General features: G+C 38.2%; 21 protein-coding genes and 1 pseudogene. 6 read left to right on the forward strand and 16 right to left on the reverse strand.

Translation table 11 applies throughout. The annotated features are described in order from the left end of the window. Nucleotides 1–64: 64 nt before the first annotated feature. Entirely contained in the window at nucleotides 65–247 is a 183-nt protein-coding gene (locus MMY79_RS10110; RefSeq protein WP_107879999.1) for a hypothetical protein, read from the reverse strand. A gap of 413 nt (nucleotides 248–660) precedes the next feature. Between MMY79_RS10110 and MMY79_RS10115 the strand changes: the two genes are divergently transcribed. Then, nucleotides 661–2,079, forward strand: coding sequence for an aspartate ammonia-lyase (locus tag MMY79_RS10115; protein WP_252608147.1), 1,419 nt, complete (start codon nucleotides 661–663; stop codon nucleotides 2,077–2,079). A gap of 54 nt (nucleotides 2,080–2,133) precedes the next feature. Here MMY79_RS10115 and MMY79_RS10120 read toward each other — a convergent pair. Next, nucleotides 2,134–4,339 (reverse strand): annotated as a pseudogene (locus MMY79_RS10120) (TonB-dependent siderophore receptor). Between the two features lie 527 nt (nucleotides 4,340–4,866). On the opposite strand from MMY79_RS10120, the gene MMY79_RS10125 reads away from it, so the two are divergent. Further along, a complete protein-coding gene (locus tag MMY79_RS10125) occupies nucleotides 4,867–6,153 on the forward strand; it encodes an MFS transporter (protein WP_252608149.1) in 1,287 nt (428 codons plus the stop codon). Between the two features lie 39 nt (nucleotides 6,154–6,192). Here the strand turns inward: MMY79_RS10125 and MMY79_RS10130 are convergent, their stop codons facing one another. From MMY79_RS10130 to MMY79_RS10165, 8 genes are read right to left on the reverse strand one after another with little or no spacing between them, the layout of a single operon-like run. Then, nucleotides 6,193–6,474 (reverse strand): gamma-butyrobetaine hydroxylase-like domain-containing protein, encoded by a 282-nt coding sequence (locus MMY79_RS10130; protein ID WP_252608151.1) that lies wholly within the window; start codon nucleotides 6,472–6,474, stop codon nucleotides 6,193–6,195. Then, on the reverse strand, nucleotides 6,458–7,456 hold the full coding sequence (locus MMY79_RS10135) for a HEAT repeat domain-containing protein (protein ID WP_252608153.1): 999 nt from the start codon (nucleotides 7,454–7,456) through the stop codon (nucleotides 6,458–6,460). The genes MMY79_RS10130 and MMY79_RS10135 overlap by 17 nt, the downstream gene beginning before the upstream one ends. Beyond that, entirely contained in the window at nucleotides 7,453–8,292 is an 840-nt protein-coding gene (locus MMY79_RS10140; RefSeq protein ID WP_005305043.1) for an ABC transporter ATP-binding protein, read from the reverse strand. The genes MMY79_RS10135 and MMY79_RS10140 overlap by 4 nt, the downstream gene beginning before the upstream one ends. A gap of 1 nt (nucleotide 8,293) precedes the next feature. Then, entirely contained in the window at nucleotides 8,294–9,148 is an 855-nt protein-coding gene (locus MMY79_RS10145; RefSeq protein ID WP_252608155.1) for an ABC transporter permease, read from the reverse strand. A gap of 34 nt (nucleotides 9,149–9,182) precedes the next feature. Continuing rightward, a complete protein-coding gene (locus MMY79_RS10150; protein ID WP_252608165.1) occupies nucleotides 9,183–10,613 on the reverse strand; it encodes an ABC transporter substrate-binding protein in 1,431 nt (476 codons plus the stop codon). Nucleotides 10,614–10,632: 19 nt separating this feature from the next. Next, nucleotides 10,633–10,878 carry a ferredoxin family protein gene (locus MMY79_RS10155; protein WP_002049790.1) on the reverse strand — a complete coding sequence of 82 codons (246 nt, stop codon included), beginning with the start codon at nucleotides 10,876–10,878 and terminating at the stop codon, nucleotides 10,633–10,635. 20 nt (nucleotides 10,879–10,898) lie between these two features. Then, entirely contained in the window at nucleotides 10,899–12,632 is a 1,734-nt protein-coding gene (locus MMY79_RS10160) for a fumarate reductase/succinate dehydrogenase flavoprotein subunit (protein ID WP_252608166.1), read from the reverse strand. A gap of 28 nt (nucleotides 12,633–12,660) precedes the next feature. After that, the gene (locus MMY79_RS10165; RefSeq protein WP_252608168.1) at nucleotides 12,661–13,404 is read right to left on the reverse strand and encodes a GntR family transcriptional regulator; all 744 of its coding nucleotides are present in this window, start codon (nucleotides 13,402–13,404) and stop codon (nucleotides 12,661–12,663) included. A gap of 241 nt (nucleotides 13,405–13,645) precedes the next feature. Here MMY79_RS10165 and chrA point away from each other — a divergent pair, with 241 nt between their 5' ends. Beyond that, the gene (chrA, locus tag MMY79_RS10170) at nucleotides 13,646–14,995 is read left to right on the forward strand and encodes a chromate efflux transporter (protein ID WP_252608170.1); all 1,350 of its coding nucleotides are present in this window, start codon (nucleotides 13,646–13,648) and stop codon (nucleotides 14,993–14,995) included. Between the two features lie 78 nt (nucleotides 14,996–15,073). Here the strand turns inward: chrA and MMY79_RS10175 are convergent, their stop codons facing one another. Continuing rightward, on the reverse strand, nucleotides 15,074–15,682 hold the full coding sequence (locus MMY79_RS10175) for an FMN-dependent NADH-azoreductase (protein ID WP_252608172.1): 609 nt from the start codon (nucleotides 15,680–15,682) through the stop codon (nucleotides 15,074–15,076). 95 nt (nucleotides 15,683–15,777) lie between these two features. On the opposite strand from MMY79_RS10175, the gene MMY79_RS10180 reads away from it, so the two are divergent. Continuing rightward, on the forward strand, nucleotides 15,778–16,176 hold the full coding sequence (locus tag MMY79_RS10180; RefSeq protein WP_252608174.1) for a helix-turn-helix domain-containing protein: 399 nt from the start codon (nucleotides 15,778–15,780) through the stop codon (nucleotides 16,174–16,176). Here MMY79_RS10180 and MMY79_RS10185 read toward each other — a convergent pair. Then, on the reverse strand, nucleotides 16,173–17,027 hold the full coding sequence (locus MMY79_RS10185) for a helix-turn-helix domain-containing protein (RefSeq protein WP_252608176.1): 855 nt from the start codon (nucleotides 17,025–17,027) through the stop codon (nucleotides 16,173–16,175). The genes MMY79_RS10180 and MMY79_RS10185 overlap by 4 nt on opposite strands. Nucleotides 17,028–17,193: 166 nt before the next feature. On the opposite strand from MMY79_RS10185, the gene MMY79_RS10190 reads away from it, so the two are divergent. Then, entirely contained in the window at nucleotides 17,194–18,111 is a 918-nt protein-coding gene (locus tag MMY79_RS10190) for a DMT family transporter (protein WP_252608179.1), read from the forward strand. Between the two features lie 31 nt (nucleotides 18,112–18,142). On the opposite strand, the gene MMY79_RS10195 is transcribed toward MMY79_RS10190, so the two are convergent. From MMY79_RS10195 to MMY79_RS10215, 4 genes are all read right to left on the reverse strand, one after another. Then, nucleotides 18,143–19,147, reverse strand: coding sequence for a homoserine dehydrogenase (locus MMY79_RS10195; RefSeq protein ID WP_252608180.1), 1,005 nt, complete (start codon nucleotides 19,145–19,147; stop codon nucleotides 18,143–18,145). A gap of 108 nt (nucleotides 19,148–19,255) precedes the next feature. Beyond that, complete coding sequence (locus tag MMY79_RS10200; protein ID WP_252608182.1) at nucleotides 19,256–20,047, reverse strand: sulfite exporter TauE/SafE family protein; 792 nt, start codon at nucleotides 20,045–20,047, stop codon at nucleotides 19,256–19,258. A gap of 290 nt (nucleotides 20,048–20,337) precedes the next feature. Further along, entirely contained in the window at nucleotides 20,338–21,993 is a 1,656-nt protein-coding gene (locus MMY79_RS10205) for a TIGR01244 family sulfur transferase (RefSeq protein ID WP_354669031.1), read from the reverse strand. Between the two features lie 9 nt (nucleotides 21,994–22,002). Further along, on the reverse strand, nucleotides 22,003–22,698 hold the full coding sequence (locus MMY79_RS10215; RefSeq protein WP_252608184.1) for an MBL fold metallo-hydrolase: 696 nt from the start codon (nucleotides 22,696–22,698) through the stop codon (nucleotides 22,003–22,005). Nucleotides 22,699–22,889: 191 nt separating this feature from the next. Here MMY79_RS10215 and MMY79_RS10220 point away from each other — a divergent pair, with 191 nt between their 5' ends. After that, entirely contained in the window at nucleotides 22,890–24,158 is a 1,269-nt protein-coding gene (locus MMY79_RS10220) for a sigma-54 dependent transcriptional regulator (RefSeq protein ID WP_252608186.1), read from the forward strand. Nucleotides 24,159–24,193: the final 35 nt, after the last annotated feature.

Below are 24,193 nucleotides of genomic sequence, written 5' to 3' on the forward strand. Positions count from 1 at the left end.
AATAAAATTTAGATAAAACAATATTTTGATGGATAATATAAAATGGTTAATCTAAAAACTAAGGCTACTTATAAGATATTGGTACAATACTATTTGCCTTGTTTACAGAGGTTTCAGCAGAAGCGATAGATTGCTCGGCGTCTTTAAGTAAACGAGAAGTTTTAGACTCACTTTTTTCTTCACCATGAAAAAGTACATAGTATGTAAAACTACCCAAAATGATTAATGCGGCTGTGACTTTTAACATAAACTTAAAAACTAAGATTTTTTCGTATTATAGTGCCTTTTATGTGAAATGCATCACATTTTTATATAAATTTGTTAGATAAGCTACACTTCAAGTTTCATTGTTCTCGTTAATTTAGTTGATATTTCATTTAAATTAACGAATCTAGATTTTCTCATGCAGTTCTTTTTTAAATTGGATCATCATTTACTTCATCGTAAAAATTTTTATATTAAATTTATCTAAACAGTAAGCTATTAATTTACAAAATAAAATTTAGATTTAATTCATGAAGAAAAATTCTATTTTATTTTTAGGTTTAAAAAATAAGAAAATTGATATGCAAAAAATGCATAATTAACTTAATAAATGCATTAGAAGTGAAGCATTTCGAAATCTAATATGAATTATCTACTCTACTAATTCGAAGTTTAATGATGAACGCTGAAATTACCACCCGTATTGAGAAGGATCTTATTGGTTATAGAGAAATCAATAATAATGATTATTACGGAGTTCAAACATTACGTGCTTTAGAAAACTTTAACTTAACCCAAAGCAAAGTTGGAAATTTCCCTCATTTAATTAAAGCATTAGCAATGGTAAAGCTTGCTTGTGCCGAAGCTAACTATAATCTAAAAAGCTTAGATCAAACTAAATTTGAAGCGATTGAATACAGTTGTAATCAACTTATTCGTGGTAATTTTCACGACCAGTTCCCGATTGATATGATGCAAGGTGGTGCTGGTACTTCAACCAATATGAATGCAAATGAAGTATTGGCGAATGTTGCTTTAGAATATATGGGACATTCTAAAGGTCAATATCAATATCTACATCCAAATAACGACATCAACATGTCGCAGTCAACAAATGACGTGTACCCTACTGCGATTCGCTTAGGTTTGTTATTAAACTTAGATGAGCTAAATCTTCCTTTTAATAACTTAATTTTAAGTTTCCGTAATAAATCTCAAGAGTTTGCTCACATCTTAAAAATGGGTCGTACTCAGTTACAAGATGCTGTACCTATGACGTTAGGTCAAGAGTTTGGCGCTTTTGCGGTAACTTTACAAAAAGATCTTGAACAAATTAATACGCTTATTCCAAATGTTTTAGCTTATATGAACCTTGGTGGTACGGCGATTGGTACGGGAATTACCACTGAATATAGTTACCGTGAACTTGCGATTCAAGCACTTGCAAAAATTTCTGGTAAGAAAATTAAGTCTGCTCCTGATCTAATCGAAGCAACTTCAGATATGGGTGACTTTGTTCTTTTATCTGGTTTATTAAAGCGTACAGCAACTAAACTTTCAAAAATTGCTAACGACTTGCGTTTACTTTCAAGTGGTCCACGTACTGGTATCAATGAAATTAACTTAGAAGCACGTCAACCGGGTAGTTCGATCATGCCAGGTAAAGTAAACCCAGTTATTCCTGAAGCGATGAACCTTGCTTGCTTCCAGATTATTGCAAATGATTTGGCTGTAACTTTAGCTGCTGAAGCTGGTCAATTACAGTTGAATGCAATGGAACCACTTATTGCATTCAAACTATTTGAATCTATGGATTTGCTTGGTAACGCGATGGCAATGTTCCAAAGTAAATGTATTGATACGATTACTGCGAACCCTGAGCACTGTAAAGCGTTAGTTGAAAACTCAATTGGTATTGTGACTGCACTTAACCCATATTTAGGTTATGAAACTACAACTCGTATTGCTAAAACTGCAAACGAAACTGGACAAAGTGTATTGGCACTCGTTCAGAACGAAGGCTTATTATCAGCACAAGTGCTTGATGATATCTTGTCGATTAATAATATGGTTAAACCAAAAATGTCGGCTTAATTCCTAAAAATAAAAAAGGAGCTTTTATAAGCTCCTTTTTATTTGTTCTATACTTTAAAAACTGAAAGTTGTAGAGAACTGAGCTGTACGCGGATTACCTAAGAATAAATAGTCATCCCCCATAAATGCTCCTACATCACGCCAATATTTCTTATTAAATAAGTTATCAATATTGAATCTAAAAGTAGTGTCATGCCCAGCAAAATTTGTTTTATAGGCAGCACCAATATTAAAGACACTGTACCCGCCTACTTTTGCAGTTCCCTCTTTATTTGCATATTTACTACTACTGTATTGCATACCACTGAGTAATCTTAACCCTTCAACTGAAGGTACTTTATAAGATAACTGCGCAGTTGCGCGTACTTTCGGTACATTTTGAGTTTGATGACCTTTGTAGCTGTCACTATCAATATCAACAAGACGAGATTTCGTGTAGGTAATGCCAGAGCTTACATCAACTGTATCAGTTAAAGCACCTGTTAAACCTAACTCAACACCTTGATTGTGCTGTTCACCTTGTTCAACAAAATCGAAAGTTCCATCTGCATTTACTTTGCTATATTGATTGTCTTGTTTTAAATCAAAAATAGCTGCTGTTACCAAGAAGTTTTGTACTTGTTGCTTCACACCAAGTTCAAATTGTTCAGAATTTCTAGGTGATAAAACTTCTAGAGGATTATTAGCAAACCATGGAGCTTCTCCACCATCCGATAATCCTTTGGCATATGAAGCATAAAGATTAGTCGTATCAGTTGGGCTATACATGAGAGCTATTTGCGGTAAAAACTTATTTAAATCTGTATCTCGGCTTTGCTGGCCATCTGGCTTATAGGCTTGCTCATCAAGATGAATAAGTTTTCCACCCAGTAAAGTTGACCATTGATCATTAAATTGAACTCGGTCAGATACAGTAAATGCCGTTTGATCACTCTTTAGAGCTTTGTAACGATCGCCTGGACTTCCCAATGAAGGATTGTAGTCGACCGTATCTTCATAAATATTGCCTGTTCCTACCGCTACATTCAGAGGTGTATGATGCTTTAAGGTTTTATATGTACGTTGTAATTCGAAAGCTACTTGATGCTGAATGTTGCCAGTGTTGAATTGACCATTTAAACCAGCAGAAAACTGGTTAGTAATACGTGTATCATCTGGGCTACGGAAATCGTAAATATCATAATTACCGTGTTTATCAAAAGTATTGCCTAAACCAGTAACTTCACAATTATCGTTATAACATCCCCATGGGAAAGCACTATTATCATCAATCACAACACGGCTTTGTGATGCACTTAAGCTACCATTCCAATGATCGTTAAATGCATATTGATATTTTAAACTCGCATTTACACTGTTATTTACAACCGGTTTACTCCAAGACTGATACCCCAATAAACGGTCTTGATCTACATTTGTTGGTACTTCTTGCCCATCAAGCAGTTGATAACCCGGAACTGAACGTTGACTTTGATGCTGAGCTTCAATATCAAACAGTAATTTAGAGCGATCATTAATTTTCCAGTCTAAAGCAACTGAACCAAACTCACGTTTACCATTTGCATGATCGACATTTGGGTGAATACTTTCATGCGCTAAATTGACTCGATAGCCAAAATTATCATTAACAAAGCCACCTACATCTGTTGCCAGTGTATAACCACCTTCTGAATTTGCATCAACCGTAACAGTTCTAACATCTGCAGGTCTTTTAGTTACATAATTTACAACACCGCCTGGCGTCGACATGCCACTTTGAATCGCAGAAATACCTTTTAGGATTTCAACTTGCTCTTTATTTTCTAAAGCTACATTTTGCTCGCCACGTATGGTGTGACCGTTAATGAGATAACTAGAGCCTAAATCGAGTGCAAAACCCCGTGCTACAAAGTTTGGATAGTAGCCAATAGCCGCGTAGCCATCTCCTAATGATGAATCATTTTTAATAACATCAGTTAGCGTTTTTGCATGTTGATCTGCGATGCGCTCAGAGGTAATGGTTGTAATAGATGCAGGAACTTTCTTTACATTGCCTGTTTGAAAACCAGATAAATTAACTTTTTTAGATGTATATAGGGCATCACTATTTTGTGTAGCGTTAACAGTAATCGTTGGGAGCTGCGAAACCTCCGCTTCATTTGCGTAGACTAAAGATGTCATTAGTGCAATAGATGAAGCTAATGCTGTTTTAGAGCATGTGATGAAGTGAAGATTTAGCGTGTGTCTGTCCATTGAATAATTACCTGCCCATACCGTGCATAATATAAGTGTGTTAAAAATCGGAGGTATTCCATATTTTTAGCCACGCAAGAATACAGTGACAAATATCGAGAGACAACAAATTATATAAGATTTAGATCAAGTAAATTTTGTGTAATAAAGCGTCATCATTATATGAATTTCATTTATTTTCTTTGAAATTGCGGCTATAACTTTTTAAGTATTACCAAATAGTCAAAATAAAACTAAGCTCAGAAATAGGCCTAGACCAAAGAGGAATACAATAAAGAAGATGGTTAATAAATTAGATCTTTGATTTTAAATAAAGTTTATGGTGTCTTGATCAACTCACTAAATTAAGGAATTGTTCGATTATCGGTAAAAATATCTTTAAATCGAACAAAAGATCATAGAATCACTAGAATGGAAATTTAAAATTATAAAAAATAAATGGAGAGGAATTCTAAGAAAGTACTCAGGATTGAGTGATATCTAAAGATTCATTCTATTTTCTGGTCAGTACATCTGAAAATTTCTATTTTTTTTCTTCTAACTGATGGAATATCTATGACATATACTAAGGAAGAAAAGAGCAGCAGAATACGAGGGATTGTAGGCGCAGCTTCAGGTAATTTGGTCGAATGGTTCGACTTTTATATCTATGCAGTATTTGCTGCTTATTTTACTCAAGCTCTGACTGCACCAGACATGGATAGCACAACCAAATCAATTTATGTTTGGGGTGTATTTGCAGCAAGCTTTTTTATGCGTCCTATTGGTAGCTGGATATTTGGGCGCATTGCAGACCGACATGGTCGAAAAAAATCAATGATTGTCTCTATTTGCTTAATGGCTTTGAGTTCATTTTTATTTGCAGCCTTACCAACTTATGACCAAGTTGGCTTATTTGCCCCTTTTCTTTTACTGGTAGTGCGCTTACTTCAAGGTCTATCGGTGGGTGGTGAATATGGTGCAGTAGCAACATACATGAGTGAATTAGGCTTAAAGGGTCAACGTGGTTTTTACTCCTCTTTCCAATACGTCACCCTTTCTGGTGGCCAGTTACTCGCCAGCTTACTCGGTGTAATTTTATTAACGTTTTTGAGTGAGGAACAATTACTTAATGGCGGTTGGCGTATTCCATTTATTATTGGTGGTATTGCTGCAATTGTATCTTTACTCGCACGGAGCCGCTTAGAGGAAACGCTTTCTCATCAAGACAGTGAGCGCAAAGAGTCTGGTAGCTTAAGAGAACTCTTTAAAAAGCATTGGAAAACCTTTTTATTGGTGGTTGGTTATACTTCTGCGGGTTCATTAACTTTTTATGTTGAAACTGTTTATTCAAAAACCTATTTAACTAATTTAGGGATGGATGGAAAAACCGTTGGTTATATTATGACCTTCGCACTATTTGTCTATATGTGTGCTCAACCTGTATTTGGTTCGATTTCTGATCGTATTGGGCGACGTTCTTCAATGCTGGCATTTAGCTTATTATCTGCGATTTTTATCTATCCAGTGATGGCAATTGGAATGCCTAATTATATAGATTCACCGATCATCATTGCCTTGCTACTGATTTTTATGATGATGATTTTGAGTTTCTATACATCTATTAGTGGCTTAGTAAAAGCTGAAATGTTCCCACCTCACGTACGTGCACTCGGGGTAGGATTTTCATATGCGGTGGGTAATGCTATTTTTGGCGGTTCTGCACCTTCGGTTGCTTTGCAATTCAAAGCTGCTGGAATTGAAAATACCTTCTTTATTTATGTCATTGTCATGCTGATTATCTGTTTCTTGTGTAGCCTTGCGCTTCCGAAAAAACCAGACTATTTAGAACATGATCATTAATTAAATGAGATGCCTTCTGTCCCAAGCAGAAGGCATCTATTAGCACTTAGCAAATTCTTTTAAAAAAGCCCACGGAAAAATCCCTTTATCATGCCCATCACTAAAACAAATTTGGGCCCCATATCCTTGGTCGAACATAGCTGTCACTTCAACATTTTGATCTTCAATTTTAATTTGCTTAATTCGCTTCGCTCGGCAAAAGCCACATGGGCAAATTTCTCTTAAATTTTGATAACCCAGAGATACGCTTAAACCATCGGTCCAGATAAAGTGCACCTGCTTATTTGTAGTATCGACACGAATATCAGGTCTGACTTGCATACTTCACCTCACCAATTTGATTTAATCCAATACGAATCGCTTTTCGTACTTCTGGGTCGGAGTCATTTTGATGTTGTTCTAATAGATTCTGAGCTTCTGATGTGCCAATTTCACCGAGTGCTAAAGCAACCTCTTTACGTAAATTGCTAATTTCATGATTAAAGTTATCAGACAAATGAGCAACTGCCAGACGCGACTTGAGTAACCCTAAGCTTCGAACTGCGGCAATACGTACTTGCCAATATAAGTCAGATAAAGCATGAATTAAGGGAGCTTCGAGCTGAACGATATGTAATTTTCCAATCGTAAGTGCAGCTTCGACTCTTAGTTGCCAACTTTCCGAAGTCAAAGAATGTTGAAGTGCTTGGATAACCCCAGCTGATATGCTCTGACTATAGGCCAAACCACCTGTTGCAATGCGGCGAACCTCATCATCTACATCTGTTTCAGCAGTTTTCGCCAATATCCTAATCGCTTGGTCTTGTTGTAACCAACTTAATGCGCTGACTGCCTCACGGCGCACAAGAGCATCTTCATGATGTACCAAAGCAGATATCTCTGTGAATAATTGCTGTGGTCGTAAAGGTTTTAAAGCACGTAAAATTGCACCAAGAGCAAAAGTATCCGTATGCTTTAAATAAGGGGCCAGTATTTGAGCTGATGCCGCATTTTTTACTTCACTTAAACTTTGACTGGCAGCTTGTTTCACATTCACATCTGTATCAAATAAAGCTTGAGCCAATACTTGTAAACTGGTTGGATCCTCCCAACTTTCTAACTTTTTTGCCGCCTCTTCACGAACTAAAGCTGAAGAGTCATGTTGCAATGCAGCATGTAACCACGGGAGTAAATCTGGATTTTCTTCATCGCCAATATTCATTAAAGCGACAAAGCGAATCTTTTCATCTGTGTGATTAAGCTGTGCAAGAAATTCCTGATTATATTCATCGAGGTCATCTAAAGCTTGATAATAAAAACTCATTCGTATTCCTTAATTTGTGATTTCTTTCCAAGCCCTAGAGGATTTAAGCGGCTTAACTCTTCTTGTTGAGTGGCTTCTTTTAAAGTCTGGATGCAATGTTTTTTAATAGCTGTAAATTCACTACTTGTTACAAGCTCAACGTCTCTTGGACGTTCAAACTTAAGCGGAATTTCTTCAATAATTCGCCCTGGTCTATGACTCATAATCAAGACTCGGTCAGCTAAAAAAAGTGCCTCATCAATATCGTGGGTAATAAATAAAACCGACGTTTGGATTTCTTGCCAAATTTCGAGTAATAGCATTTGCATTTTTAAACGAGTTTGAGCATCTAAAGCACCAAAAGGCTCATCCATTAATAAAATACGGGGTTGATTAATCAGTACTCTCGCAATTTCAACTCGTTGCTGCATGCCACCAGAAAGTTCAGCTGGAAATTTATGTTCAAAACCTTTAAGCCCGACCAGATCAATCATTTTCTTAGCTTGTTCAATACGCTTTTGTTTGGCGATGCCTTTCATTTTTAAACCAAAGGCAATATTTTCAAGCACGCTTTTCCATGGAAATAAGGTATGTTGCTGGAACACCAAACCTCTGTCTGGGTGTGGTTCAAGGATAGATTCATTATCGACCGTTAAGGTCCCAGAACTAATCGGTAAATGTCCTGCCAAAGCACCTAATAATGTGGATTTACCGCAACCAGATGGGCCAAGTAGACATATAAACTCGCCCGGTTGTATTTCGAAATTAACCCGATCTAATGCCTGAAAACGATTTTTAGCTTGCCCTAAATGTAGCGATAGATTTTGAATACGCACATGGCCTTGTGTAATTGACATTTTATGATTTCCTCAGTTGGTACCATGGGGTAAATTGGTTTCCAATCACACGCACCAAGGTGCTGCTAAACATACCTAACGCTCCTATCAGCACCATGCCAACCACGATATTGCTATAGTTTTGCAAGGTGAAAGACTCCCATGTGAAGTATCCAATTCCATGTTGGCCTGAAATCATTTCGGCAGTCACTAAACAGAACCAACAAGTGCCCATTCCAATGGATAAACCCGTAATAATGTTAGGTAATGCCCCCGGAATAATGACTTCATAAATGATAGCTAGATCAGAAGCACCTAGACTTTTCGCTGACGCAACGAGCCTTGGGTCAACTGCACCAACACCATGTACGGTGTTTAATAAAATTGGAAATAAGGCCCCAATAAAGGTAATAAAAATCATGGAAGCTTCCGATGATGGAAAAATCAGAATCGCTAAAGGAATCCATGCAACTGCTGGAATTGGACGTAGTACTTCTAATGGCGGCATTAGAAATGCAGCAAGTTTTTGATAATGTCCTGCTAACAAACCAATACCTACACCAATTAAAGCCGCTAGCACAAAACCAACCACTACGCGAAAGACACTAGATTCAACATGTTCAAATGCAGTGCTGAGTTGAAAGAAAGCCCACAGCGCATGAATGACATCTAAAGGTGTCGGGACATTGCTAAAGTTCACAATACCTAAATTTATTTTAAACTGAGCAAGCCCTTGCCAAATGACTATCCAGAAAGCTATAGATGTAAAAGCAATGGCATAGCTTTTTAAATGCGCCGGATATAACCTCAATTGTTGGAAAAATTTAATCAAAAATGTACTTTGGTTTTTAGATTTTGTTTGGACTAAACTACTCATTCGTCACCACCTGCTCATTAGTTAAGACAACACATCAGCTCTGTGTTACAAGCTGAATAGCTTTAAAGTCATATACTTTTCCGCCTTGTTGTTTAGCCCATTTTTCAGCATCATCTTTTAATAAAAAGGCCTGAATTTGTCCTGCTTTATCTGTGGCATACCATGCCAGATTGGCAAGTAACTTAATGTCGGACTGATGATCTTGGCTATAAACCACACGCACCGTTTTTCCAACTGCTTGAACTTTCTTTAAATCAGAAAATGCATGCTCAGGTGTTTCATAGCTACGCACTTTTTCTTCACCCTTTACCCAAATTTGAGTCACCCGATCAAATGTTTTGATGGGTTGGCCCGTTAAAGCGTCATTGGCAACCAAAGGTGATTTTGCATAGTCAGCCAGTTGCTGGCTGTAATTAAGTCCAGATGCCTGAAATGCATCCTTAATATATTGGTCATCAATAAATTTATTTACATCAAGCGTACCGTCGTTTTTGCCTAAAACTTTTAAGGTGTCTATCGCAATTTGAGTCGCTTTTCGATATTCAGGTTTCCAAGTTAAGTCACGAGTTTGCAAACCTAATGGACCATGGAAGAGATAGACAACTTCGGCAGGAATACCGGTTTTTTCAGCAATAAATTCACTATATTTTTCAGGTTGTTCGCGAATCAAACGATTTGCTTCAATGGTTGCTTGTAAATAAGCCTTTATAACTTCTGGATGCTGCTGTGCATAATCTTTGCTGGCAAGCGAACCATGAAATGTAGGTGATTTTGCTTGTGAACCATCATAGATTTTTTTAGCAAAGCCTTGGTAAGCAAATAACTCTCCAAATGGTACGAAATCAGCATGCGCAGCAATCTTATGACTTTTTAATGCAGGCCCCGCCACTTCTGGCGCCTGAGCAATCACTTTAATATCTTTATCAAGTTGCCAACCTTCAGCTTGAATTGCTCGCAATAATAGTCCGTGAGCAGTTGAGGCAAAAGGTACAGAAATAGTCTGCCCCTTTAGCTCTTTAAGTGAAGTTACTTTTGAATCAATTGGAACAACAATCGCATTGCCGCTACCATTAATACTGCCTGACAAAGGTGTTAAAAATATGCTTTCTTTTCCAGCTTTTTTAAATGCCGCTAAATTATTAACAGCAGGAAAGTCAGCCATTGCTCCCAAATCTAGACGCCCTGCCACCATCTCACTAGTAAGTGGTGCACCAGAGGTAAAGTTTTTCCATTGAATATCATATTTAACATTCTTGTATTCACCATCTTTGGGTAAATATTTTGGTAATAAATTCAATTCACGAATGAGCAACCCACCTGTTGCACAGTTAATGGTGGTGTCTTGCGTGCCAATGGCTACACGAACAGTTTCTGTTTTACTGCCGCACCCCAAAGTGCCAAGTACAATGGCACCAATTAAGCTACTGAGTAATCGTTTTTTATTGGTCAATTTATTTTGTCTCATGTTGAGTATTCCAAATTAATTATTTGAGTAGATATGGGATATTTACTTTGACTGCATCCGTTGGGCAGTCTTTTTCACAAGGCATGCAGTACCAACATTCATCAAACTGCATGAAAGCTTTTTGAGTTATTGGATCGATTGCTAATAAGTCCATTGGACAAACATCGACACAGACTGTGCACCCTTTATCAGCAATACATTTATCTTCATCGATAATGACGGGTGCGACAGTACGGTGTTGAACTTCTTTAAAAATAAAAGCCATGATTTGAATTCCTGATTTATTTAGTCTGTAAGCGCAACATCTTTTTGAATGCGTAAACGGTCATATGACACAGCTTCATCTTGGTTAATCGAAACGACATAAGGCTCGATTGTTTTTTTGAAACTGACCATGTTGCCCTGTTCATCTTTTTTTAAATGCGCGTGACAGAACCAATCCAAGTTATTTTTTTGAGGGAAATCTGCTCTATAGTGGTACAGTCCCCAACGGCTTTCTTCCCTAAACAATGAGGCTCTGGCTGCCATTTCCGCACAGTCTCGAATAAAAGAAACTTCAGCAGCACGCATCAGTTCATGCGGGTTTCTTGCAGAGATTCGCTTAATATCCTGTTTGATTTCTTCAAAACGCTTGAGCCCAATTTCCATTTTTTGGTGTGTTTTAGGTGGTTGCAAATAGTCATTTACAAAACGGCGCAGCTTATATTCCACTTGTTCGGCTGGTAAACCTTCAGAACAATCCAGTGGCGCAAATATTCGAGCTTTTTCTGCTTCTATTTCGCTTTGGTTTAATTCGCTATCTTCAATTACATTCACATATTGCGCGGCATTTACACCCGCAAACCAACCATAGGTAAATGCACCAAGCATATAGTTATGAGGTACAGCTGCCATATCGCCAGCGCTATATAATCCCTTAACCGAAGTCTCGGCTTTTTCATTGACCCATACGCCAGAAGCACTGTGTCCGCTACAGAAACCAATTTCTGAAATATGCATTTCCACCATATCTTGACGGTAATTGGTTCCTCGGCCCTCATGGAAACGACCACGGCTTGGGCGCTCATTGGTATGTAGAATCTCTTCAATAGTTTGAATCGTTTCTTCGGCCAGATGATCTACTTTTAAATAAACAGGACCATTACCACTTTCCAGTTCTTGGTAAAACTCCCACATCATTTGACCACTCCAATAGTCACATTCAATGAAACGTTCACCTTTACTATTGGCCGTATAACCTCCTAAAGGACCTGTCACATAGGCACAAGCTGGGCCGTTATAGTCTTTAATCAATGGATTAATCTGGAAGCATTCTAAGTTGGCAAGTTCAGCACCTGCATGGTATGCCATTGCATAGCCATCACCTGCATTGGTTGGGTTTTCATAAGTACCCATCAAATAGCCAGAAGCTGGTAAACCTAAACGCCCTGCGGCGCCACAACATAAAATGGCAGCTTTCGTTTTAATGACATAAAAGTCACCACTACGACAGTCAAAACCAAGTACACCATTGATTGCACCTTGCTCATTTTTTAAAAGCTTTGTGGTAACAATGCGATTATTAATTTTGACTTGAGCACGCTTTAATTGACGATATAAAACTTTTTTAACGTCATGGCCTTCGGGCATCGGTAAAACATATGCCCCCATGTGATGTACTTTTTTTACTGCGAATTCGCCAGTCTCATCTTTTTCAAACTTAATGCCCCATTGATCGAGCTGTTGAATGGTTTTGAAACTATGCTTTGCATATGCATATACAGTGGTTTGGTTAACTACCCCATCATTGGCTATGGTAATTTCTTTGGTGTATTGCTCAGGTGTTGCGTAGCCCGGAATGACAGCATTATTCAGCCCATCCATTCCCATTGAAATCGCCCCACTACGTTTTACATTCGCTTTTTCAATGAGCAAAACTTTTAAATTGGGGTTTTCTTGTTTTGCTTTAATCGCAGCCATTGGTCCAGCAGTTCCACCACCAATAACCACAATATCGAACTCAAGATATTTAGTTTCCATTGTAAAATCCTTATTTTTATCTGAGTTATTAACGATGAATACGTAAACGGTACTGGAAGGTATCGCCCGAGAAATAGAGATATTCATAGTCAATCGGTTGGCCATTTGCGTCATGAGTCAAACGCTCAACCCGTAATACCGGAGTTCCGATTTCGACTTGTAATAAAGCTTCTAATTCTTCATCCGCCACCGTGGCATCAATGCTTAAATCCGCATGTCCTAAAGGGATGTCGCACTCTTGTTCTAATGCCTTGAAAATATCGGTTGTACGTAAATCAATCGCTTTTTCTTTAAGTTTCAAACCAATATGTTCTGGCAAATAAGTCAACTCATAAGACACTGGCTGACGGTTGAGTAAACGAACACGTTGAATTTCATATACATTGGCTTTAACAGGTAACTTTAATTTGGGTACTACGTGCATTGGGATTTGCTTAAGCTCGGCCGAGATGACACGGTTTAAAATTTCGTGACCAGCAGATGACATTGCTTCTGCAAAACCCTGCAAACTTGAAATGTTCTGGAATGTTTTTGGCTTACTTACAAAGGTCCCTTTACCTGGCACCTTAAAAATATAGCCTTCCAACTGTAATTGGTTGAGTGCTTGGCGAACTGTGATTCGGCTTACACCAAACTGTTCAGCAAATTCATTTTCAGATGGAATTTGACTCAACACGGCATATTCACCATTTACAATTTTGTTAAGGATGAGTTCCCTTAACTGATCATAAAGAGGCTTATGATTTTTGGGATCTTGGGGTAGCTGGCTCACGGCTCACAACCTGTTATAACAACTTGAGCAAATAATGTTTAAAATGTTTCAGCTTTGGAAATAATTTAAAGCGATAACTTTAGTCAAAAAAATAATTTCAATGAATATCAATAAATTAATGAATGATTATCTATAAAAGTTGAATTATTATCATAAAAAATACATTTGTGTTTGGTATGCTACAAAACATACTCCGTTATGCCATAAACGTAACAATTACTATTATTTTTTAGGGGATAATATGCAACAAAAACAACAAAATACCCCTGATGATTCAGGGGAACAAGTCACCTTTTGGCAAGCCTTTTTATTTTGGCTGAAGCTTGGCTTTATTAGTTTTGGAGGGCCGGCTGGACAAATCGCTGTCATGCATCAAGAACTCGTTGAACAAAAGCGCTGGATATCTGAAAAAAGATTTTTGCATGCCCTGAACTACTGCATGTTGTTACCCGGTCCTGAAGCACAGCAATTAGCAACCTACATTGGTTGGCTTATGCATAGAACTGCTGGAGGATTGGTTGCAGGTATTCTATTTGTATTACCCTCCTTATTTATTTTAATTGGGCTGTCTTGGGTTTATATAAAATTTGGAGATGTTCCTGTTATCGCAGGCATTTTCTATGGGATCAAGCCTGCCGTTACTGCAATTGTCTTTCATGCAACTTACCGTATAGGTAGCCGTTCGCTTAAAAATAAATTTTTATGGGGAGTTGCAATTGCAGCTTTTTTTGCAATCTTTGTATTAAAACTTCCTTTTCCAATTATTGTTTTATTCGCTGGTATTGCTGGTTATTTAGCAAGTAAAAAGTACCCAGAACTATTTTCCTCAGTCGCTGAACATAAAGCCAGCCAAAAGGATTATGGCCCAGCATTTATTGATGATAATACCCCGACACCAGAGCATGCTAGATTTCATTGGTTAGGCTTATTAAAACTCATTTTAATTGCTGTTGGGTTATGGCTATTGCCAATTTTTGCTTTAAGTTGGTATTTTGGGTGGCATCATTCTTATACTCAAATGGCGTGGTTTTTTACTAAAGCTGCGTTACTCACTTTTGGTGGGGCTTACGCGGTTTTACCTTATGTCTATCAAGGGGCTGTAAATCATTTTGGATGGCTTTCCCCTACACAAATGATCGATGGGTTAGCGCTTGGGGAAACTACACCCGGTCCACTCATTATGGTTGTTGCCTTTGTTGGTTTTTTAGGAGGTGTCAATCATTCATTACTTGGGCCCGAGCATCTATTTTTTGCTGGAGCACTTGGTGCAGTTATTGTGACTTGGTTTACTTTCCTTTTCTCATTTTTATTTATTTTTGCTGGTGCTCCCATTATTGAATCTACACATAATGAAATAAAATTTACGGCGCCACTCACTGCAATTACCGCGGCTGTAGTCGGTGTCATTTTAAATTTAGCATTATTTTTTAGTTATCACGTGCTATGGCCACACGGTTTTTCTGGTCACTTTGATATTGTTGCGGCCTTAATTACTATTGCAGCATTCATTGCCTTATTCCGCTTTAACATTAACGTGCTGTATGTCATTTTTGCATCGGCACTGATTGGACTAGCTGTCACTTTCTTTTAGTTATTTGTTGATTTAATTTGTTTTAATTATTCATAAATACAGCCGAACAGTAATATGACTGTTCGGCTGTTTATATTTTTAACCCGCAAATTGTGCAATTTGCGCTGCTGCATTATCCAACGCAGCTTGACGTGCTTCTGGGCCGAAAGCAATACCTTCCGCACGTACAAAAGTAATATCAGTCACACCAATAAAATTGAAAAACGCTTTGATATAAGTTTCTTGATAGTCTAAAACTTCGGCTGCTGAACCTTCTGAATACACCCCGCCACGTGAAGAAGCAATAATGACACGTTTTCCCTCTACTAAACCTTGTGGGCCATTTTCCGTATAACGGAATGTTTTTCCAGCAATAGATAGTCGATCAAGCCATGCTTTTAACTGTGATGGGAAGCTAAAGTTGTACATAGGCGCGCCAATCACAACGATATCTGATGATAAAAACTCATCCAAATATTGGGTGTTTTGTGCAACACGTTGTTGTGCAGTTTCATTATTAGGTTCAACCCCTTGCCATGCCAAAAACTCAGCATCAGACAAATGCGGAATTGGCTCTAAAGCAAAATCGTGATGAATAATTTCTGCATCTGGATACGTTGCACTGAGCTGACGAATAACAGATGAGGTGAGTTGGCGGCTAACAGACTGTTCGCCTAAAATACTTGTGTCAATTTGAAGTAGTTTCATCGTTTATACCCACAGTATAAAATTGTTACTTGAGCTAATTATGTTACTACTATTATTCTTATGCACAAGAAGGCACATTTAGGGAACCAAGTAATATGACTGTAACTATACCTCATGATATCCAAAGCTCAGATTGTCAAAGAGTCAGTCAAGTTTTGGCTAGAGTTGGCGAAAAATGGAGCATTCTTATTGTAATGACACTTGCATCACGCTCTCATCGTTTCTCTGAAATAAAGAGAAATATCAATGGAATATCACAGCGTATGCTTACTTTATGCTTGCGCGGTTTAGAAAGAGATGGATTGGTTAAGCGTACAGTTTATCCCGTAATTCCACCTCATGTTGAATATGAATTGACTCCACTGGGCCATTCACTTACAGAGCCTGTAATTGCTTTAGGCCAATGGGCTCAGCAGCATATTGCGGATATTGATGCAGCAAGAGCTTTATTTGATGCAGCTCAAGATAAACCAATTACATCACCAGATGCTTAACGTAACTGTGAAGGACTCATGCCATAAAACTGCTTAAAGCGATGACTTAAATGACTCGCTGAACTAAAACCACATACTAGAGCAATATCTTGTAAAGAAAGCTGAGATGACTGAATGAGCCCTTTTGCCTTAGTTAAGCGTCTTTGCATGACATATTGGTGAGGCGCCATATTCATAGACTGTTTAAACATATGGGCAAAATGGTATTCACTTAAATTCACTACATTGGCCAAGTCTGACAAAGTCAGCGCTTGATCTAAATGATCTTCAATCCAGTCTTGAATATATTTGAGTTTATGGGGCGCCAGCCCTCCCTTAATGGCAGGCTGTTGCCATTGAACATTGCTATATTTTCGAATTAAGTGATTCAGTAATAAACTGGCAGTGGTACTCATTTGCAAATGATTTGAAGAATCTTGCCAGTCACAATCTAGCAAGAAAAACTGATATAGCGATCGAATCTTTTCGTCATCACTAAATGCAACTTCATTTAGTTCAATCTGATTAGGCTCTTTGTCCCATATTTTTTCGGCGACATCACGCAAATGCTGGTCGGTATAATATAAGTGAACGAATTTAAGCCCGCCTCTTATATCCCAAGTCGACTCTTGATGTTCGGGCAACAAACAAAAACGACCCGGCCCGCCGCCATTTTTCCAGCCCGCCGGTGTTTTTTGATAGCTTTCATAGCCATCTTGAATATAAAGACTTAAAGTGTGGTGATCGCTACAGACACTTACACGATCTTGCTGATTAGACCAAAATGCAAGTTGCATATTTTCATCAAGCACCACAGTTTCGTGAAGCTTGGCTTTAGATTGCTGTAGCTGTTCTAAAGTTTGATAGGTCATGCAAAATTAAAACGAATATCATTGAGCTTAAGTTAACCATATTCAGCAAAATTGAGCTAGTTGAGTTCTATAAAAAACACAAGATCTTGCATGTACAAAGCAAGAATATATACGTGAAAAATAAAACATTCGTAGATACTTAAGCTTGGTAATCGAGGATGAATTTATGAATATTTTACTCTATGTTGCGGTAGTTTTGATTTGGGGAACAACATGGATTGGAATTTCCATTCAGAGCCATTATGCAACACCTATTGTCGCAATTTTATGGCGTTTTGCTATTTCAGCCTTATTACTTTGGGTTGTTTTACTCTTTTCAGGAAAACTACAGCGGATTGCATTTAAAGATCACTTGTTCTGTATGCTGCAAGGCCTCTGTGTTTTCGGCCTAAACTTTATTTGTTTTTATACTGCAGTTAAATATGTAAATAGTGGTTTAGAGTCCGTTATTTTTTCGATGGCTGTTTTCTTTAATGCCATTAATGCGCTTATCTTTTTTAAGCAGAAGCCTTCACCAAACTTTGCGCCAGCTGCACTTTTAGGACTAGGTGGTATTGTTTTGCTTTTTTGGCATGACCTCATTAATAGCCAGTTTAATGCACAGTTATTAATGGGTATTGGATTGTGTGCAATAGGCACTTATGGTTTTTCTTTAGGGAATATGATTAGTGTTAGACACCAAAAACGTGGTCTAAATATCTTTTCAACAAACTGTTATGCCATGACCTATGGATCTTTGGTGATGTTAAGTCTAGCTTTATTTACTGGACAAGATTTAATGCCTCCGATGAATTTCCCATTTTTAAGTTCGGTACTTTACTTGGCTATATTTGGTACGGTTATTGGGTTCTCTGCTTATTTTTCTCTTGTTGGGCGAATTGGTGCTTCAAAAGCAGCATATAGTACTTTACTCTTCCCTTTAGTCGCTCTAACAGTTTCTACCTTCTTTGAAGGATATGAGTGGACCTTAAATGCATTATTTGGAATTCTTTTAATTTTACTTGGCAACTACTTAATGTTTAGTAAATTTGAAATTGGAAAGAAGCTATTCAATAGTCAAAAAAGTTGTGAGAAGCAGGCTTAAGAGCCTGCTTTTTATAAGTAAAGATTCACCTCTAGCAATCCGTTTTTAGCATCAGCTCAAAATCTTTTAAAGCCGCGGCTGCTGTGGCTAAAGGTGCAGATGCCCCTCCACTTACAACAAGTTCACCCATTTCCTGAGTTAACACCCGAATGCATTTATTTGAACCTTGAAGATGAGCAAAAGGATGATTTACTGGAACTAATCTTAATTCAACACCTGTTTGAATTTGCTGATTTTTAATATGAATAAAACCGACCAAACGAGGAATTAGATCTTCTTTTTTCCAATCACGTATATGATCAGCAGTCACATGACTAATGCCTTGTCTTGGAATATCTTGAATTTTTATATCAGATCCCAAAACAGTATTTGCCAGGATTGTAATTTTAGCAGCGGTATCCCATCCATCTACATCGAAAGAACTGTCAGGCTCTGCAATACCTTTTGCTTTAGCTTTTTCAAGAGATTCTGCAAATGCACATTCATATTGCAACATATCATTTAGAATAAAATTTGTGGTGCCAGTAAAAACACCTTCTATCTCTGAAATCTGACAACCAGCCAAGTTATATTCAAACAAATCAACTGTCGGTAAAGCCGCAGCCGTTGCACCGCTAAAAAATAATTTTTTATTGTGTTGATGCGCCAAGTTAATTAATTTTTTACCCTCTACAACTAAAGCACCTTTAGATACTGCAATCGCATTCATGTTATGTGTTAAAGCATAATTTAAATAAAATAGGCCTTTTCCACCTGTCACATAATCACTTGGTCCTGTCTCAATAATGACATCTGCTTGAACGTGCTCTAAAAACTTTTGCTCTGTTAGGCCTAGTTGATATTGTGTTTTATCTAACCATTTATCAGCTTGTAAACCTTCTTGATCAATTAAACCTGATGATGAGTTACAGACACCCACTAAACGGACATCAATTTGATATTTTTGTTGATAATATGCCGATCGATTTGAAAGAAGCTCTGCAATTTGTTGCCCAATACGTCCAAAACCACAAATTGCCACGTTAACTCGCTTCATTTCGCTTTCTCAAAAATTTAAATGGTTTAAATCAATTTTCCTAAGATAATTTTAACATCTGTCTTTAGAAAATTGCTATTTATATAGATGGTTAAAATACTATATCTCTTAGATATTTGTTAGGTTAACAATCTTAATGACCATATAAATTGCGACAGCAAAAACCATTAAAGCAAAGACTTTTTGTACAATTGCAGACGGAATAAAACGTATGGCTCTACGTCCTAATAACATACCGAATGCGCTTGCGAGCGCGAACGCACTAGTGATTGCTACTGGATAGTGAAAACCCTCTGCAATATGCATCACAATACTCATTCCACTAATGAGAAAAATAATCATAAGTGAGGTTGCAACAATACTATGCATATCCAAATTTGTGACTTTTCTAAGCGCAGGCACAATTACAAAGCCGCCACCAACTCCTAACATCCCCGTTAAAAGCCCAGCAATAATCCCAATACTCGCAAGAACGCTTCCTGTTTTAAAATTCCAGATAAAGCGCCCCGTACTTGGATTGACCTGACACGGCGGGTTATGAAAGTCTGATACTCGATTACTAATGAGCCGATAACCCACTGTAAACATGACTAAGCTAAACATTAACATGAGCCAGACAGGCGAAATCGTGTTAGCTATTAGGATGCCGATATGGGCCATAGGGGCACCAATTAGGGCGATCCAAATAGCAGCACGATAACGAACAATCTTTTTAAATAAGCCTTCAATGGTTCCAATGAGTGTAGACAGCGCAACTGCCAATAACCCAATCGGTACAGCTTGAGCCACGTTCCAGCCTTGACTAGTCATTAGCGCAGGTACAGCAAGAATACCACCACCTGCACCAGTCAGACCAAGTAAAAAACCAATCACGATGCCTTCAACGACAAGTAATAACATATCAAAAGCCTAAAATTGCATATACATCATTTGCAGTAGACTGCTGGTTAATGAGTGAATAGTTCTCGTCTTCTTGCGAAGCTTCAACCGCTTCTCAGGACAAAGCGTTGCTTTGTTTATCCTCTTAACTCGAGCACAGCTCTCGTCTTACGCTCGGACAAAGCGTTGCTTTGTTTATCCTCTTAACTCGAGCACAGCTCTCGTCTTGCGCTCGGGTAAAGCGTTGCTTTGTTTATCCTCTTAACTCGAGCACAGCTCTCGTCTTGCGCTCGGGTAAAGCGTTGCTTTGTTTATCCTCGCTCAGGTTTGACCATCCACTCACGGCCTTTAAGCATGCCTTGCCAGTAGATCGGCGGTAAAATCTGCTCTTTAAGCAGCCAAGCCAAACGAGATGGTTTTTGCCCATCAATCATCCATTTCGGAAAACTTGGGAGTAATTTGCCGCCGTAACCAAACTCAGCCAGAACGATTTTTCCACGTTCTACCGTGAGTGGGCATGAGCCATATCCATTGTATTCACAGAAGTTCTGCTCACCCTTGAGCTGCGCTATAACATTCACAGCAACAATTGGGGCTTGTGCTCGCGCCGCAGCAGCAGTTTTGGCATTAGGCGCATTCATCACATCACCTAAAGCAAAAATATTGGCATGCTGTGTGTGTTGTAAAGTTTGAGGATTCACACTCACCCAACCAGCCTCATCAGTGAGAGTACTTGCACGAATAAAGTCTGGAGCCTGTTGCGGTGGAACAACATGCAACATATCGAAATCAGTCTCGACCAATGCTGCATTTTCATCATTCACCACCTTAAACCATGCTTTTTTTGCAGGTCCATCTACTTTGACAAGTTGATGGTTAAAGTGCAGTTCTGAACCATATTTTTCGACGTATTGCATTAGTGCAGGTACATATTCCTTTACACCAAATAAAACACCGCCGGTGTTATAAAAATGGATAGAGATATCTTTGAGTTTGCCTTGCTTTAACCAGTAGTCGGCTGAAAGATACATTGCTTTTTGAGGAGCACCCGCACATTTAATCGGCATGGGTGGTTGGGTAAAAATTGCCTTTCCACCGTTTAGTTGTTGCACCAATTCCCATGTATACGGCGCTAAATCATAACGATAGTTAGACGTCACACCATTTTTACCTAAGGTTTCGACTAGACCTTCAACTCCATGCCAATTGAGTTTTAAACCAGGACAGACGACCAATGCTTTATATTGAATGGGTTGGCATCCTTCCAAAATTACTTGATTATGCTCAGGGTCGAATCCGGCAACTGCTGCTTTCATCCATTTTACTTTTGAAGGAATCACACTTGTCATTGAGCGCGCGGTTACTTGAGGTTTAAAAATACCACCACCGACCATGGTCCAGCCCGGTTGATAATAATGCGTATCTGCTGGATCAATAATGACAATATCAAGGTTAGGTTCACGGCATAAAAGACTAGACGCAACAGAAATTCCAGCTGCTCCAGCACCAACAATCACAACGCTATAACAAGGAATTGTGGCTGGTTCGTGATCTCGTTTTAAAATACGTGGAACTAGGCCTTTTAAGTTAAAACCGAGTTTATTACCCAACTCAACTAACAGTGCTGCATCTTTTGGAGCAACTTCGGCCAAAGCCCATAAACTGATTGCACGCATACCAGAACGGCAATACGCTAAAACAGGTTTCTGGGCATTCTGATAAAGCTGCTTAAACTCGGCAACTTGTTGGTCAGTAATTTTGCCGCTGGTCACAGGCTGATAAATCACTTTTAGGCCATATTGTTGAGCTGCTTCTTCAATTTCAATTACATTGGGTTGATCTGCACCTTCCCCATCTGGACGGTTACATATCAGTGTTTTTACTCCCTGATCTGCAATTTTCGCGACGTCATTAGCAGTAATCTGGTCAGCAACATAAAATTCTTGATTAACTCGTTTAAGTTCCATATCGCCACCTTATGATTGTGAAATTGAACCACAGGCCTGATTGGCAGGTAGTGCTTTATCGATTTGTTTTGGATATGGCAGATTTAAATTATTCATCAATTTAATAAAATCTTCTCGTGAGCGATTCTGACCTAAACGTGAATTTTTTAAACGTTCATAACCAATCGTTGAAGACAAACGACCTTTATAATCGTGTCCCGGATACACAATAGTTTCGTCAGGTAGGCTGAAAAGTTGCTTATGAATACTGTCATAAAGTGTGCCTGCATTACCTTGCTGGAAGTCAGTTCGACCGCAGCCATCAATTAATAATGCATCACCAGTGAAAACCATTTTTCCTACCAAATAACTCGTACAAGCATTGGTATGGCCTGGGGTATAACGTGCTTCAATACTGTGGTTGCCCAGTTTAAGCGTGCAACCATCTGTAATTAAAATATCTCCGCAATTTACATCAGAGTTTCGGTGTAAAACTGATTTGCAATGAAAACGTTCCCGAAGTAAATTTGCAGCAGTAATATGGTCTGCATGAACATGTGTATCTAAGGTATAGATGAGCGTAAATTGATGCTGCTCTAATTCTTTTGTATAAATCTCCATATCTGATGCGACTGGGTCAATTAAAACAGCCTCTCGTGTTTCTTCACACCCAAGCATATATGTATAAGTCGAACTTTCCTGCTCAAAAAACTGCTTAAAGAACATGATTTATACCCCAATAATTTATTTCTTTCCTATATTTTGCAAATAAGATGCCAATTATTTAAAATTAAATAATAAATACAAAAATCAAATACTTAAAATTATAAATAAAATTAGAGTTAGAAAACAAACTCAGCTTGATGTTCCTTTGAAACTCAAGTATGTTTCAATGAAACGAATATGAAACACATGAAATGGCAAAGTTAAATTTTGAGTCAGAACAAGATTTTTTTATTTTATTTAAGCAATTAAAAGCTTTATTCCCAAATGCGAGTCTGTTTTTGGCAGACACAACGACTCAAGCAATTCATTATAAATTTAATACAGACGATATTTCTGTTGAGAGCATGGCAGCACTTACTCAAGACCATCACAATCAATATCTCGAAGTTAATACTCCTAAAATGAGAAAGCGATTCATCTATCAGGAAAATGATATTTATATTGCCGAGCATCGCATTATCGGGAAATTGCATATTCTACAGCCCGTTAGCATAGAGAATGACCTTGCTGAAACAGAGCTAACAGAACAACTCCAAGATTTAGCCAAGGTTTTTAATAGTTGCTCACCAGAAATGGCTCGTATGTTTTCAATCATTCAAAGAGTTGCTATTACTGAGTTTCCAGTGCTTGTCCGTGGCGAATCTGGTAGCGGTAAAGAACTTGTAGCACAAGCCATTCATGATTATAGCCAACGTAAAAATAAGATTTTTGTAGCGATTAACTGCGCAGCTCTAAATTCTAATATTTTAGAAAGTGAACTCTTTGGACATGTTAAAGGTGCTTTCACGGGAGCAATTCGTGACCATAAAGGCGTGTTTGAACGTGCCGCAGGCGGCACACTGTTTCTGGATGAAATTGCAGAGATTCCCTTAGAGCTTCAAGCTAAATTATTACGGGTTTTAGAAACAGGTGAATTTACTCCAGTCGGTGGTGAAAAACCGATTCAGGCCAATGTCCGAATTATTACTGCAACACATAAAGCTTTACGCGAAGAAGCTAAGGCTGGGCGTTTCCGTCACGATCTACTCTATCGTTTACGCGTAATTCCAATTTTTATACCACCACTTAGAGAGCGGAAAGTCGATATTCCTCTCATTGTCGATCAGATTTTAAAAGAAAGCTCAACCCAACTCGACACAATGCCTCGACACGTCAATCAAAAAGCTATGCAGATTTTGCTTAACTATGACTGGCCGGGGAATGTTCGTGAGCTTAAAAATACATTGCTTTATGCTTTAACCATGGCCAATGGTACGGTTGAAATTGAAGTTGAAGACTTACCGAATGAGCTCTTAAATGCTGAGGATTACGTTAAATTACCCGACACAAATACGGAACTTAATCCGGAAAATGTACAAGCAGCTTTAGAAAAATATAATCACAATTTGAATATGGTCGCCAATATTTTTGGAATTAGTCGCACGACTCTTTGGCGATATAGACAAAAACATAAGCTTTAGGGAGGTATTTAGTTCATCTCAGGCGTATCATATTG

This window comes from Acinetobacter sp. XS-4, from assembly GCF_023920705.1.
In the GTDB taxonomy this organism is placed as follows: Bacteria; Pseudomonadota; Gammaproteobacteria; order Pseudomonadales; family Moraxellaceae; genus Acinetobacter.

Coding starts and splice junctions, on each gene's coding strand:
- MMY79_RS10175 (WP_252608172.1), bottom strand. CDS start 15,682: ATGAAACTACTTCAAATTGACACAAGTATTTTAGGCGAACAGTCTGTT.
- MMY79_RS10130 (WP_252608151.1), bottom strand. CDS start 6,474: ATGCAAGTCAGACCTGATATTCGTGTCGATACTACAAATAAGCAGGTG.
- MMY79_RS10145 (WP_252608155.1), bottom strand. CDS start 9,148: ATGAGTAGTTTAGTCCAAACAAAATCTAAAAACCAAAGTACATTTTTG.
- MMY79_RS10205 (WP_354669031.1), bottom strand. CDS start 21,993: ATGGAACTTAAACGAGTTAATCAAGAATTTTATGTTGCTGACCAGATT.
- MMY79_RS10200 (WP_252608182.1), bottom strand. CDS start 20,047: ATGTTATTACTTGTCGTTGAAGGCATCGTGATTGGTTTTTTACTTGGT.
- MMY79_RS10180 (WP_252608174.1), top strand. CDS start 15,778: ATGACTGTAACTATACCTCATGATATCCAAAGCTCAGATTGTCAAAGA.
- MMY79_RS10185 (WP_252608176.1), bottom strand. CDS start 17,027: ATGACCTATCAAACTTTAGAACAGCTACAGCAATCTAAAGCCAAGCTT.
- MMY79_RS10110 (WP_107879999.1), bottom strand. CDS start 247: ATGTTAAAAGTCACAGCCGCATTAATCATTTTGGGTAGTTTTACATAC.
- MMY79_RS10195 (WP_252608180.1), bottom strand. CDS start 19,147: ATGAAGCGAGTTAACGTGGCAATTTGTGGTTTTGGACGTATTGGGCAA.
- MMY79_RS10115 (WP_252608147.1), top strand. CDS start 661: ATGATGAACGCTGAAATTACCACCCGTATTGAGAAGGATCTTATTGGT.
- MMY79_RS10135 (WP_252608153.1), bottom strand. CDS start 7,456: ATGAGTTTTTATTATCAAGCTTTAGATGACCTCGATGAATATAATCAG.
- MMY79_RS10190 (WP_252608179.1), top strand. CDS start 17,194: ATGAATATTTTACTCTATGTTGCGGTAGTTTTGATTTGGGGAACAACA.
- MMY79_RS10155 (WP_002049790.1), bottom strand. CDS start 10,878: ATGGCTTTTATTTTTAAAGAAGTTCAACACCGTACTGTCGCACCCGTC.
- MMY79_RS10140 (WP_005305043.1), bottom strand. CDS start 8,292: ATGTCAATTACACAAGGCCATGTGCGTATTCAAAATCTATCGCTACAT.
- MMY79_RS10220 (WP_252608186.1), top strand. CDS start 22,890: ATGGCAAAGTTAAATTTTGAGTCAGAACAAGATTTTTTTATTTTATTT.
- chrA (WP_252608170.1), top strand. CDS start 13,646: ATGCAACAAAAACAACAAAATACCCCTGATGATTCAGGGGAACAAGTC.
- MMY79_RS10150 (WP_252608165.1), bottom strand. CDS start 10,613: ATGAGACAAAATAAATTGACCAATAAAAAACGATTACTCAGTAGCTTA.
- MMY79_RS10160 (WP_252608166.1), bottom strand. CDS start 12,632: ATGGAAACTAAATATCTTGAGTTCGATATTGTGGTTATTGGTGGTGGA.
- MMY79_RS10125 (WP_252608149.1), top strand. CDS start 4,867: ATGACATATACTAAGGAAGAAAAGAGCAGCAGAATACGAGGGATTGTA.
- MMY79_RS10215 (WP_252608184.1), bottom strand. CDS start 22,698: ATGTTCTTTAAGCAGTTTTTTGAGCAGGAAAGTTCGACTTATACATAT.